Below are 13,754 nucleotides of genomic sequence, written 5' to 3' on the forward strand. Positions count from 1 at the left end.
AAAAAATTTAAAAATTAGATTTCTGTGAATTAAGATTTTTAATGCAAATTAGAAACTTTATTTTGTGCTACAATCGCAGTAAAATCATTTCCGAATCTATCTGCATAAGTATTTAAAAGTTCTAAAACTCTTTCCTGTTTGTTGGATTTAACAATTAATCCAGCATGATAATCCAGGGGGACTCTAAAGCAAACTTCTGGATCTGAAAAAGAGGATAAATCAGGATGTTGAAATTTAGACAAAGTCAATACAATTCCGGCATATTCTTTTTTTATTTTTGGTAGAGTATATTTGGTTTCTTTTACCAAAGAATCTTCAATTGCTGCCCACTCTTTCCATAAATTTATATTTGAAGCTTCCGCTACCATTTCGGCTATATGCGCTCCACCGACTCTTGATGACGTTTCCAGAAAGTAGATTTTTCCGTCTTCTTTGCATTTTATAAATTCAGTATGTGCTGCGCCGTGTTTTAATCCAAAACCCTTCAAAACTTGTTCATTAACAGCTTTTATAGCTTTGTCATCTTCTGAATCATATGGAATAGTAGCCGAACGGAATACGCCACCACCTTGAGAAATTTCCATTGGCGTTGCTAAATATTTTGAAGTCAGACTGAACAAAATTTTACGGTCTAAAATCAAACTGTCACAATGGTAAACATCACCGGGTTTGAATTGTTCCAATAGATATTTGAATCGATTGTTCCCCATTTCGTTGATGTGAATCCATAAACTTTCTTTATCGTATACTTTTATAATTCCATTTGCAGAAGCTTCGGAACGCGGTTTTAAAACCCAAGGAGCTGGAATTGTATCTGCAAAAGTATTGATGTCATGATCATTAAATAAAGAACAAAAAGCAGGAATTGAAATGCCACAACTTTTTGCTCTCATGCGCATAGCGAGTTTGTCCCTAAAATAACGTCCTGTGGTTTGCCCCATTCCGTCAATTCGAAGATTCTCTCTAAGATAGGTTGCTTTTTCTACATCATAATCATCAAGAGCGACTATTGCGTCTATTTTAGTAGATTTCATTAAGTTACCCACTCCCAATAATAAATGCTCTAAATTCCATTCTATATCTTGGCCTTCCATATAAAAAATTTCATCAATATGTTCTTTTGGCCAAGGGGAATTCCTCAGTTTTTCGCTGGTTACTAAATAGACTTTGTTTCCTAAATTTTTTAAATGAATTAAAAAATCGGCGCCTTTGAAATAATTTGAAATACAGATAAAAGTTTTGGGATTTTCCATAGACTATAAATTTTCAATGAATTTAGTTAATAAATGTACTCCATACGCCGTTGCATGTTTACTTTTTGCAAATTCATCATCTCCAAAAGCGACACCTGCAATATCAAGATGTGCCCAAGCTTTATGTTCTTGTGTAAAATATTCTAAAAATTTAGCCGCGCTAATGGCTCCTGCAACTGGTTTTCCGCTGTAATTTTTAACATCGGCAATATCACTTTCAATATCGGATTTGTAGGCATCCCAAAGTGGTAACGGCCACAAACGTTCTCCAATGGCGTCACCTGATAGCTGTAATTTTTTTGAGATTTCTTCATTATTGGTAAACAAAGCTCCACATTCATAACCAAATGTTCCTACGCTACTTCCGGTAAGCGTAGCAATATCAACGATATATTCTGGTTTGTAATTTGTAATTAGATAAGAAAGTCCGTCAGCTAAGATTAATCTTCCTTCAGCATCAGTGTCGATAATTTCAATGGAATGCCCGCTGTAACTATGAATCACATCGCTTGGCAGGAAGGATTTAGCATCTACTGAATTTTCGGCACAAGGAACAATTGCAGTTACTTTTACAGGCAATTGTAAATCCGCAATTAGTTGCATCGCTCCAAATACAGCTGCTCCTCCGGCCATATCACATTTCATATGAAGCATTCCGGCTGTTTTTATATTCAAACCGCCGGTATCAAAAGTAATTCCTTTGCCCACCAGACCAATATGTTTGAGATTGGTTATATTTTCTTTTGGTGTGTAGGTCATGATAACAAATTGTGGTTCGTTTTCACTGCCTTTTCCTACCGCTAAAAAAGCGCCTAATTTTGCTATTTTGGCTGCTTCAAAATTAAGAACTTCGACCTCAAATCCATATTTTTTTCCTTTATCCTGAGCCCATTTGGCCAAGTATTTCGGGTTGACAATATTTGGAGGTAAATCAACTAAATTATAGGTTTCGAGTTGGGCTTTGGCTATTTTGATTCCTTTTTTGGCTGCAGCCAAAAAATCCTTTTCGGAGAATAATTTCAAATTAAAATCTGGTTCTAAAAAAGGATGTGTTTTTTTATCTAATTTGAAATGCCCCAAATCATAGGTGCCTAAAAATAATCCGGAAAGCATCGCTTCCACTTGATTCTCGTTTAGATTTTCAGCTAAAACTAAAGCAACGTTTGTACTTAATTTTTCTTTTTGTTTAGCAGAAATACTTCGAAAAACGGTTTTCAATGATTTATAATCAATGGTTTTTCCCAATCCGACAAACAAATAAATAGAGTTGTTTTGTTCGGCAAGATAGTGCGTGTCTTTCTTTCCAAAAAAAACTTTCGCCGGAATTTCTAATCCGTCAAAAGTGATTGGAATAATACTTTTTTCATAGGTTTCAAAAACGGGAATTATAATAGTTCCTGAAAAATTATCTAGGTTTTGAAGGGTACTTGTTGTCATTTTTCTTTATTTAATGGATAATTAAATGCGTTACAAAAAGAGTATAAAGTATTATTTTGATTGAAAAAACAACCATTCAATTGCTTTGGGAAATTCATCGCTCCAATAGGTTTCGCTATGCGTTCCGTGCCTGTTGATGCTTAAATTGATTTTGGTTTTGTCTTTAACAAATTCAGTTGTAACCAACTTTTCGTAAAATGCATGAGTATGCTCAATCATGGTTTCACTTTCGTTTCCTCCTGCATACAAATAGATTTTTGTATCCGCTGAAAAGGCTTTTTTTGGATTAATTTTAAGTTCAGGAACTACCCAAAGCGATGGCGAAAAAATCATCAGTTTTCCGTATACTTCGGGATTCTTCAATCCGCTAAAAATACTAACTAATCCGCCCATAGAGCTTCCTCCTATTCCTGTGTGTTCTCGTTCTGTTTTGGTTCTAAAATTAGCGTCAACAAATGGTTTTAATGTATCGGTAACAAAACGAATGTATTTTTTACCCTGTCCTTTTCCTAGTACTGTTTTACCTACATTATATTCTTTTACTCTATCTTCTTCGGCATGTTCAATGGCTATAATGATAATGTTTCCAATTTTGTATTCGGACATTACGGCTAGTTTCTTGTCGATTTCCCAGTTACCAAATGCGGCTTTTTCATTAAACAAGTTTTGAGCATCTTGTAAATACATTACAGGATAACGTTCTTCTGTTTTGTCGTAATCATGCGGTAGTAAGGCCCATATTTTTCTCGTTTTATTCAGTTGTGGAATCTCAAATTCATCTGAAATTAATTGCACTTTTGGTAAATAGGATTGCTTGAAAGGCAACCAGTTTTTTCGCCATCTCGCTACATGTTCTTTTTGAATTCCAGTATGCAATTTGGTTGAACGGTTTTCAGTACGATTTCCGTTTGGGTCGATTTCCACTTCGCTCCAATCGCCTTTGGTAAACTTGTACAATAATGTTTCGGGATAATCAAAACCAAGAGGAAATTTAAAATGATAGGAATTAATTCCAATTTGTTCCATCATAAAATCATTATCCTGCGTTTTCCAATTGTTGAAATTTCCGGAGATATATACCGGACGCATGTCGTCTTCATCGGTGGTTAAAATAATATATAGCCCCGTTTCTGTTTGTGTTTTAAAAGAGTTACTTTCTGAAATATTCGCTTGCATTAGGGAAATTATATTTTATAATAAGTAGTAAATATACTCCTTTGGCATTGGAAAAAAAAGAAACCCAATAGTAAATTAGGATACTATTGGGTTTTTTAAATGAAAATTATTTAAAAGAAATTTCTATTTCTGACGGCTTTTTAAAACATTCACAACGTCTTCTAGTTGAAATCCTTTGGCTTGTAATAATATTAGATAATGAAAAAGTAAATCAGCACTTTCACTCAAAAATAAATCATCATTATCATCTTTGGCTTCAATAACCACTTCTACCGCTTCCTCTCCTACTTTTTGAGCTATTTTATTAATTCCTTTTTCGAACAAAGAAGCAACATAGCTTTTCTCAGAATCAGCATTTTCTCTACGAACTTTTATTGTGCTTTCTAAATGAGAAATAAAGCCATAATCAGACTTGTTTTCTTCAGCCCAACACGTATCCGTTCCGTTGTGACAGGTTGGCCCCACGGGATTCACTTGAATTAATAAGGTATCATCATCACAGTCATTTTTGATGGAAACCAAATTCAAAAAATTACCGCTTTCTTCGCCTTTTGTCCAAAGTCTTTGTTTAGAACGGCTGTAAAAAGTTACTTTTTGAGTATCAATTGTTTTTTGATAAGCTTCGGCATTCATGTACCCTAACATCAAAACAGATTTTGTTTCGTTATCTTGAATGATTGCAGGAATTAATCCATGTGCGCTTTTTGAAAAATCTATGTTCATTTTTTCTAAGTATTAAGTGTTAAGTCGTAAGCATAAAGTCGTAAGTATTGAGCAATTCAAACTTAATAATTCCGACTTATTACTTAAATACGTACTTCTATATTGTTGTTTTTAAGTTCTTTTTTCAATGTTTTTATTTCAATTTCCTTAAAATGAAATACGCTTGCCGCCAATGCTGCATCAGCTTTTCCTTCCACAAAAGTATCCACAAAATGTTGCATATTTCCTGCGCCACCAGAAGCAATTATGGGAATATTCACCAATTCAGAAAGTGTTGCCAAAGCTTCATTAGCAAATCCATTCTTTGTTCCATCATGATTCATTGATGTAAAAAGGATCTCTCCTGCACCGCGTTCTTCAACTTCTTTTGCCCAGTCAAATAATCGCAATTCTGTAGGTACTTTTCCTCCTACAAGATGTACGATCCATTCACCATCAATTTGCTTGGCATCAATAGCTACAACTACACATTGGCTACCAAATTTTTGTGCCAAATCATTAATTAACTGCGGATTTTTTACCGCCGAGGAATTAATAGAAACTTTATCCGCTCCATTTTGTAACAATACTTCCACATCTTCAACTGCTGAAATTCCTCCACCAACAGTAAATGGAATATTGATGGTTTCCGCCACTTTGCGAACTAAATCAATCAAGGTTCTTCTTCGTTCTTCCGTTGCAGAAATATCAAGAAAAACCAATTCATCCGCTCCTTCATCCGAATAAATTTTGGCTAATTCTACGGGATCACCTGCATCTCGCAAGTCCACAAAATTAACCCCTTTTACGGTTCTTCCGTTTTTTATGTCGAGGCAAGGAATTATTCTTTTTGTTAACATCTAAATTAAGTATTAAATTGTAAGGATGAATTATTAAGTTTTTTTGATATTATTTTTAGAAGTAATAATTATGCTTTTTATTAATTTTAAGACTTCTATTCCATCATTATTTAAACTTAAAAATTCTTCATTTGAAATATAATTTGTCGCTTGTAACAATTCTAGCCAATATAAAGTTTCATCTGCTTCTTTTTGAGAAATTCCCATCTTATGAATAAAATCAGCTTTACTTTCCGCATTTTTTGCTTCTCTAATGTTTGCACCGATAGAAGTTCCAGAACGCAAAATTTGTTTACTCATTACATACTCACTTCTGGTATTTAAAGTTTTATATAAATTAACAATTCTAATGGCAAAAGAAAAACTTTTAATTTTTATTACATCTGAACTCATACTTAAAACTTATGACTTTATACTTAAAATATAGTTTTCCAGTTGTTTCAACGAAATTCTTCCTTCGTAAATTGCTTTACCAATTATAGTCCCTTCGCAACCTAATTCAGCAAGTTTAGGCAATTCATCAAAAGTAGAAATTCCTCCTGAAGCAATCAATTTTATACTTTTGGCTTCCGCCAAAATCTTAGCGTATAAATCGAAACTTGGTCCTTCAAGCATTCCGTCTTTGGCAATATCAGTGCAAATTACGTACTGAATTCCTTTGTTTTGATAATCTTGTATAAATGGCACTAAATCTTCATTTGAATCTTCTAACCAACCCGAAACAGCTACTTTTTCATTATTAGCATCTGCTCCCAAAATAATTTTATCCGCACCGTATTCTGCAATCCATTTTTCGAAAATCGCTCTATTTTTTACGGCAATACTTCCTCCTGTTATTTGGTTTGCTCCAGATTCAAAAGCAATTTTCAAATCAGAATCTGCTTTTAATCCACCTCCAAAATCAATTTTCAATTTGGTTTGTGTGGCAATTTGTTCCAATATTTTATAATTGACAATTTTGCTGGATTTTGCTCCGTCTAAATCTACTAAATGTAAATATTCGATTCCGTGTGCTTCGAATGATTTTGCCACTTCCAGCGGATTTTCGTTGTATATGATTTTGGTATTGTAATCGCCTTTCGATAAGCGAACACATTTACCTTCTATGATATCTATTGCAGGTATTATTCTCATTCCTATTTAGTCTTAATGTTTGAAAGTCAAAAGTCTTCAACTTAATTTATAATTTTAAAAAATTCCCAAGAATTTGTTCTCCTATATCTCCACTTTTTTCGGGGTGAAATTGAGTTCCATAGAAATTATCATTTTCTAAAGCCGATGAATATTCCAACTCGTAATTGGTTGTCGCAATAGTTTCAGCACAAATTGGAGCGTAAAAACTGTGAACCAAATACATGTATTCGTTCTCGGAAATTCCTTTGAACAAATCCGATTTTAGATTGTAAATATTGTTCCAGCCCATTTGTGGCACTTTTACTTTCGATGAAAATTTCACCACATCCACATCAAAAATTCCCAATCCTTTCGTATCCCCTTCTTCGGAAGAATTACACATCAATTGCATTCCTAAACAAATTCCAAAAACGGGTTGTTTTAATGTTGGAATCAAGGTATCCAAACCGCTTTCCTGCAACATTTTCATGGCATAACTTGCCTCTCCCACTCCAGGAAAGATGACTTTATCAGCTGCTTTTATTTCGTCTGGATTGTTACTCAAAACCGCATGAAAACCTAGTCTTTCGATGGCAAACATGATGCTTTGAATGTTTCCTGCTCCGTAATTTATGATAACAATTTTCATTTATATTAGTCTTAAAGTTGTAAAGTAAAAACTCTTAAAGTCAATACCGAAGTACTTTTAGAATTTCGTCTTTCAACTTATTAAAGCATTCCTTTCGTGCTTGGTAAAATCATTTTTTCAGTATCACGTTTTACGGCCACTTTTATCGCTTTGGCGAAAGCCTTGAAAATAGCTTCGATTTTGTGATGTTCGTTAGTGCCTTCGGCTTTAATGTTGATATTAGCTTTTGCTCCATCCGAGAATGATTTGAAGAAATGATAAAACATTTCTGTCGGCATCTTACCCACCATTTCACGTTTGAATTCAGTTTTCCAAACCAACCAGTTTCTCCCTCCAAAATCAATGGCTACTTGTGATAAACAATCATCCATTGGCAAACAAAAACCGTATCTTTCTATTCCTAATTTGTTTCCTAATGCTTTGGCAAAAACTTCTCCAAGCGCAATAGCTGTATCTTCAATAGTGTGGTGTTCATCGACTTCTAAATCTCCTTTTACGGTGATTTCCAAGTCCATTTGTCCGTGACGTGCGATTTGATCTAACATGTGGTCAAAAAAAGCAATCCCAGTTTCAATTTTACTTTTCCCAGTTCCGTCAAGGTTTAGTTTAATATAAATATCGGTTTCATTTGTTTTTCTTTCTATGGAAGCGGAACGTTCCTCTAATTTCAAAAACTCATAAATCGTTTTCCATTCTGTAGTTTGCAAAGCAATAATATCTTCTAATTCGTGTCTTTTAGAGGATATTTCATCACTTCCCAACTCTTCGTCAGTGTTGATAAAAATAGCTTTTGAACCTAGGTTTTTCGCTAATTCTACGTCAGTTATTCTGTCTCCAATTACGAATGAATTTTCTAAATCGTATGCTGGATTATTGATGTATTTAGTCAACATAGCTGTTCCAGGCTTACGAGTTGGTACATTTTCGTGAGGAAATGTTTTGTCGATAAAAACATCACTAAAAACGACTCCTTCATTTTCAAATGCTTTCATCACTAAATTATGAACTGGCCAAAAGTTAATTTCGGGATGAGAATCCGTTCCTAAACCATCTTGATTGGTCACCATTACCAACTCAAAATCCAATTCAGCGGCAATTTTTCCAAGATATTGAAAGGCTTTTGGATAAAATTCCAATTTTTCAAAACTGTCTAATTGATAATCATTCGGTTCCAAAACCATTGTTCCGTCACGATCTATAAAAAGTATTTTTTTCATTTTTTAAAACGTTTATAAAGAAGACAAAGCTTCTATCAATTTTTTATTTTCTACTTCCGTTCCAATAGTTAAACGCAAGGTGTTCTCACATAAAGGTTGGGTCGTTCTGTTACGAATTACGATTCCTTTTGCGATTAGTTCATCGTATCTTTTATTCGCGTCATCCACTTTTATCAAGATGAAATTAGCTTCTGTCGGATAGATTTTCTCAACAAATTTAACATTAAGCAACACTTTAAGTAAATCAGTTCTTTGTGCTATAATAGATTCTATTTCCGAATTTATTTTAGCTTCATTTCCAAGTCTAAAAATAGCTCTTTGTTGCGTTAATTCGTTTACGTTGTATGGCGGCTTAATTTTATTTAAAACCGAAATTACTTCAGCAGATGCATAGCAAATTCCCAAACGGATTCCTGCTAAACCGTAAGCTTTTGAAAGGGTTTGCGTGATAATTAAATTTGGATATTCATCTAACTTGTTAACCCAACTTTCTTTTTGAGAAAAGTCAATATATGCTTCATCTATAACCACTAAACCATTGAAGTTTTTCAACAAATAAGCAACGTTTTCATCCGAAAATGAATTTCCGGTTGGATTATTTGGAGAACATAAAAAGATGATTTTGGTATTCTCATCAACAGCGTTCATGATTTTTTCAATCTGTGGCTGAAAATCAGTTGAAAGTAAAATTTCTTTGTTTTCAACAGCATTGATATTGGCTAAAACACCGTACATTCCGTAGGTTGGTGGTAGAGTAATTACATTGTCCACTTTTGGTTCACAAAAAGCACGGAATAATAAATCCAAAACTTCATCGCTTCCGTTTCCTAATAAAATTTGATTTGTTTTAACCTTTTTTTGTTTGGCCAAAACAACTTTCACACTGCTTTGTTGTGGATCTGGATACCTGTTTACCCCGTTTTCAAAAGGGTTTTCATTAGCATCCAAAAAAATCATATCTGCGGTATCAAAATCCTCGAACTCATCACGAGCCGAAGAATAAGGCTTCATTGACTTTACGTTTTCACGGACAAAAGTATTTATATCAAAATTATTTTTCATTTTCAATCGCTTTTAAACGTAATGTAACTGCATTTTTGTGTGCTTGTAATCCTTCTGCTTCTGCCATAATTTCGATGGCTTTTCCAATATTTTGAATTCCCTTTGCAGAAATTTTCTGAAAAGTCATGGTTTTGGTAAAACTGTCCAAATTTACACCGCTATAATTTTTAGCATAACCGTTTGTTGGTAAGGTATGATTCGTTCCAGAGGCATAATCACCAGCGCTTTCCGGGGTGTAATTTCCAATAAAGACAGAACCGGCATTATGAATTCCATTACTGTAAAAATCATCAAATTCTGAACAAATAATGAAGTGTTCTGGACCGTATTCGTTGATTAATTCTAATGCAATGGTGTCATTTTCAACATAAATCAATTTAGAATTTGCAATCGCTTTCTCGGCAATGGCTTTTCTTGGTAATACATCCAGTTGAATTTGAACTTCTTTTTCAACAGCATCTATTAATTTTTTTGAAGTGGAAACTAAAATCACTTGACTGTCTGCTCCGTGTTCTGCTTGCGAAAGCAAATCGGAAGCTACGAATGCCGGAACTGCTGTATTATCAGCAACTATCAACAATTCGGAAGGTCCTGCAGGCATATCGATAGCAACTCCAAATTGGGTGGCTAATTGTTTAGCTACAGTAACAAATTGATTTCCAGGTCCAAAAATTTTATACACTTTAGAAATTGATTCGGTTCCAAAAGTCATTCCTGCAATGGCTTGTATTCCGCCTACTTTTAGAATTTTGGTTACACCACATAAATTAGCCGCATATAAAATAGCTGGGTTTATATTTCCGTTTTTATCGGGAGGAGAACACAATACGACTTCATTACAACCTGCAATTTCTGCGGGAACAGCCAGCATTAGTACTGTAGAAAATAAAGGGGCGGTTCCTCCGGGAATGTATAAACCTATTTTTTGAATTGGTCTTTTTTCTTGCCAGCAATTCACGCCTTCAATTGTTTCAACAGAAACTCTATCGGTTTTTTGAGCAGAATGGAATTTTTTTATGTTAGATTTCGCCAGTTGAATGGCTTTTTTTAATTCCGAAGGAACTGTTGCGACTGCTAGTTCTATTTCGGCTTTGGTAACTTGAATTGTATCTAATGCAGCACCGTCAAAAAGCGACGTATATTTTGCAACAGCAATATCCCCTTTTTTTTGTATTTCCTTGAAAATTTCTTTTACTGTTGCTTCAATATCATCAACAGTTTTGGTTGGTCTTTCTAAAATAGAAGACCAAGTTTCAGGTTTTGGGTTGTAGATTTTATTCATTTTTATATTTTTAACCGCAAAGTTTGCATGAATTGTATAGAAAGTTTTTTTGGTTTATTCCGTTTAAAGAACCAATTTTTCAATTGGGCAAACCAAAATTCCTTCGGCTCCGGCTTCTTTCAATTGGCTGATTACGTCCCAAAAAGTATCTTTATCAATTACGGAGTGTACGCTACTCCAACCTGGCTGAGCCAATGGTAAAACGGTAAGGCTTTTTAATACGGGTAATATTTTTCCAACCGCTTCAATTTTGTCATTAGGAACGTTCATCAAAATGTATTCTGATTTTCTGGCTCTCAATACGGATTCGATTCTAAACTGAAGAATATCGATTATTTTTTGAATTTCCGGAGTCACTTTTGGTGAGACCGCTAAAACAGCTTCACTTTTAAAAATGACTTCAACTTCTTTAAGATTGTTTTTGAATAAAGTACTTCCGCTGGAAACGATATCAACGATTGCATCTGCTAAACCAATATTTGGCGCGATTTCTACAGAGCCTGAAATTTGGTGAATGTCTACTGATAATCCAAATGAATTAAAGTATTCATTAACGGTATTGGGATAAGATGTTGCAATTCGCATTCCGTCTAAATCTTTGATGGAATTGTATTTGAACGTTTTTGGAACAGCAACTGAAACTTTACATTTTGAGAAGCCTAATTTTTGAGCAACAATGATATTTTTCCCTTTTTCAACCAAAAGATTATCTCCAACAATGGCGATATCTACAACTCCGTCAATTAAATATTGTGGAATATCGGAGTTTCTAAGATACAACACTTCTAATGGGAAATTAGTGGCTTCTGCTTTGAGTTGGTCGTTTCCGTTGTTAATAGAAATGCCACAATCTTTTAAGATTTGAATGCTGTCTTCGTTTAAACGTCCTGATTTTTGAATTGCAATTTTTAAAGTACTCATTTTTTTTGATTTTTTTTGATTTACTATTATTGTGCTTGAGTACAACGGATAGGAAATAAAAAACCCGCTTGATATACTCAAACGGGTTTTAAAATATGATGATTTACATGCATACCATTAACACATCGCTTGAGAGCAATAATGAGAATGATGATGATGCAATTGAATTGATAACATAATTTTTAATTTGATAATCCCTTGATTTCGATTGCAAATATAGTGGAAATTTTATTTAAAATGCAATTTTTAATTTAACTTAATGCTGTCTTATTGTTAAAAAAAAGAAACTAATAATGATTTTTAAAAGGAATAGCTGTTGATAAAGAACCAACAGCTATTCGGGAATCGAATTTTGAATTTAGTTTAACTTAATTTTGGACCAGCTGCAACCAAACGTTTACCTTCTTCGGTATCTGTATATTGCTCAAAGTTTTTGATGTATCTTGCTGATAAATCTTTTGCTTTAGCTTCCCATTCTTTATCGTCTTTGTATGTATCTCTTGGATCAAGAATTCCGTCACTTACATTTGGTAAAATAGTAGGAATTGTTAAATTCAAGAAAGGAATAGTTCTAGTTTCAGCTTCGTCAATTTCGCTGCTGATAATAGCATCGATAATTGCTCTTGTGTTTTTAAGTGAAATTCTTTTTCCGGTTCCGTTCCAACCTGTATTTACTAAATATGCTTTTGCTCCGTGTTCTTTCATTTTACCAATTAAGGTTTGAGAATATCTTGTTGGGTGTAAAGTCAAGAATGCTTCACCAAACGCTGGAGAAAATGATGGTTCTGGAGCTGTAATTCCTCTTTCAGTTCCTGCTAATTTTGAAGTATATCCACAAAGGAAGTGGTATTGAGCTTGATCGTCATCTAAGATTGATACTGGAGGTAATACTCCAAATGCATCAGCAGAAAGATAAATGATTTTGCTTGCATGTCCTGCTTTTGATGGCAATACAATTTTATTGATATGATATATTGGGTAAGAAACTCTAGAGTTTTCAGTGATTGAATGGTCGTAGTAATTTACTTCTCCATATTCATCCACAATAACATTTTCTAATAAAGCATCTCTTTTGATAGCTCTCCAGATGTCCGGTTCGTTTTCTTCTGTTAAGTCGATAACTTTTGCGTAGCAACCACCTTCGTAATTAAATACTCCGTTGTCATCCCATCCGTGTTCGTCATCACCAATTAAATATCTTTTTGGATCTGCAGAAAGGGTTGTTTTACCTGTTCCAGAAAGACCAAAGAATACAGCTACATCTCCTTTTTCACCAACGTTAGCAGAACAGTGCATTGAAGCCATTCCTTTTAACGGAAGGTAATAATTCATCATAGAGAACATTCCTTTTTTCATTTCTCCACCATACCAAGTTCCACCAATGATTTGAACTTTTTCTGTAAGATTGAATAATACAAAGTTTTCTGAATTTAATCCTTGTTCTTTCCAGTCTGGATTTGTTGCTTTAGAACCATTCATAACAATAAAATCAGGCTCTCCAAAGTTTTCTAGTTCATAAATAGAAGGTCTGATAAACATGTTTGTTACAAAGTGTGCTTGCCAAGCTACTTCCATTACGAAACGAACTTTTAATCGTGTATCAGCATTTGTTCCACAAAAAGCATCAACAACATATAATTTTGGAGAAGTTGAAAGTTGTTTTAAAACTAATTTTTTTAAATCATCCCAAATACCTATAGTTGTTGGGAAATTTACTTTATCATCCCAATAAATAGTGTCTTTGGTAACATCATCTTTAACAATATATCTATCCTTAGGAGAACGTCCTGTGAAAATACCGGTTTTCACTGCTACAGCACCAGTATCTGTCAATGCTCCTTTTTCATATCCTTTTCTTTTATGAGAAACTTCTGCTTGATATAATTCTTCGTAAGAAGGGTTGTAAGATACTTCATGGTAACCTGTAATTCCTAAATCGTGTAATTCCTGAATGATTTTAATGTTTTTCATCTTGTTTAATTTTAAAAATTCTTGTTATTTAATTCTATTCAAATGTATGATTGTTACTTCTGAAAAAACCTGATTTTTATCATGAAATATAAAAACATGCGCAAACGTTTT

The 13,754-nt window shown here is 33.9% G+C and carries 13 protein-coding genes; all 13 read right to left on the reverse strand.

Features of this window, described 5'->3' with window-relative positions:
* Window positions 1-38 precede the first annotated feature (38 nt).
* Window positions 39-1,253, reverse strand: coding sequence for an ATP-grasp domain-containing protein (locus O6P34_RS11170; protein ID WP_269684588.1), 1,215 nt, complete (start codon window positions 1,251-1,253; stop codon window positions 39-41).
* Window positions 1,254-1,256: 3 nt separating this feature from the next.
* A complete protein-coding gene (locus O6P34_RS11175) occupies window positions 1,257-2,690 on the reverse strand; it encodes a leucyl aminopeptidase family protein (RefSeq protein ID WP_269684589.1) in 1,434 nt (477 codons plus the stop codon).
* Between the two features lie 51 nt (window positions 2,691-2,741).
* A complete protein-coding gene (locus O6P34_RS11180; RefSeq protein ID WP_269684590.1) occupies window positions 2,742-3,866 on the reverse strand; it encodes an alpha/beta hydrolase in 1,125 nt (374 codons plus the stop codon).
* Between the two features lie 123 nt (window positions 3,867-3,989).
* A complete protein-coding gene (hisIE, locus tag O6P34_RS11185) occupies window positions 3,990-4,589 on the reverse strand; it encodes a bifunctional phosphoribosyl-AMP cyclohydrolase/phosphoribosyl-ATP diphosphatase HisIE (protein WP_269684591.1) in 600 nt (199 codons plus the stop codon).
* Between the two features lie 83 nt (window positions 4,590-4,672).
* Window positions 4,673-5,428: an imidazole glycerol phosphate synthase subunit HisF gene (gene hisF / locus O6P34_RS11190; protein WP_269684592.1), complete on the reverse strand. Its 756-nt coding sequence runs from the start codon at window positions 5,426-5,428 to the stop codon at window positions 4,673-4,675.
* A 33-nt stretch (window positions 5,429-5,461) separates the two neighbouring features.
* Window positions 5,462-5,821 (reverse strand): four helix bundle protein, encoded by a 360-nt coding sequence (locus O6P34_RS11195; protein ID WP_269684593.1) that lies wholly within the window; start codon window positions 5,819-5,821, stop codon window positions 5,462-5,464.
* A 9-nt stretch (window positions 5,822-5,830) separates the two neighbouring features.
* Window positions 5,831-6,562 (reverse strand): 1-(5-phosphoribosyl)-5-[(5-phosphoribosylamino)methylideneamino]imidazole-4-carboxamide isomerase, encoded by a 732-nt coding sequence (gene hisA / locus O6P34_RS11200; protein WP_269684594.1) that lies wholly within the window; start codon window positions 6,560-6,562, stop codon window positions 5,831-5,833.
* 46 nt (window positions 6,563-6,608) lie between these two features.
* On the reverse strand, window positions 6,609-7,190 hold the full coding sequence (hisH, locus tag O6P34_RS11205; RefSeq protein ID WP_269684595.1) for an imidazole glycerol phosphate synthase subunit HisH: 582 nt from the start codon (window positions 7,188-7,190) through the stop codon (window positions 6,609-6,611).
* Between the two features lie 80 nt (window positions 7,191-7,270).
* Entirely contained in the window at window positions 7,271-8,407 is a 1,137-nt protein-coding gene (hisB, locus tag O6P34_RS11210) for a bifunctional histidinol-phosphatase/imidazoleglycerol-phosphate dehydratase HisB (RefSeq protein ID WP_269684596.1), read from the reverse strand.
* A gap of 12 nt (window positions 8,408-8,419) precedes the next feature.
* Entirely contained in the window at window positions 8,420-9,469 is a 1,050-nt protein-coding gene (gene hisC, locus O6P34_RS11215) for a histidinol-phosphate transaminase (RefSeq protein WP_269684597.1), read from the reverse strand.
* On the reverse strand, window positions 9,459-10,751 hold the full coding sequence (gene hisD / locus O6P34_RS11220; RefSeq protein ID WP_269684598.1) for a histidinol dehydrogenase: 1,293 nt from the start codon (window positions 10,749-10,751) through the stop codon (window positions 9,459-9,461). The genes hisC and hisD overlap by 11 nt, the downstream gene beginning before the upstream one ends.
* A 63-nt stretch (window positions 10,752-10,814) precedes the next feature.
* Window positions 10,815-11,672, reverse strand: a complete 858-nt coding sequence (gene hisG / locus O6P34_RS11225) for an ATP phosphoribosyltransferase (RefSeq protein ID WP_269684599.1) — start codon at window positions 11,670-11,672, stop codon at window positions 10,815-10,817.
* Window positions 11,673-12,035: 363 nt separating this feature from the next.
* The gene (gene pckA / locus O6P34_RS11230; RefSeq protein WP_269684600.1) at window positions 12,036-13,643 is read right to left on the reverse strand and encodes a phosphoenolpyruvate carboxykinase (ATP); all 1,608 of its coding nucleotides are present in this window, start codon (window positions 13,641-13,643) and stop codon (window positions 12,036-12,038) included.
* Between the last annotated feature and the right edge of the window lie 111 nt (window positions 13,644-13,754).

This window comes from Flavobacterium lacustre (assembly GCF_027474525.2).
Taxonomy (GTDB): Bacteria; Bacteroidota; Bacteroidia; order Flavobacteriales; family Flavobacteriaceae; genus Flavobacterium; species Flavobacterium lacustre.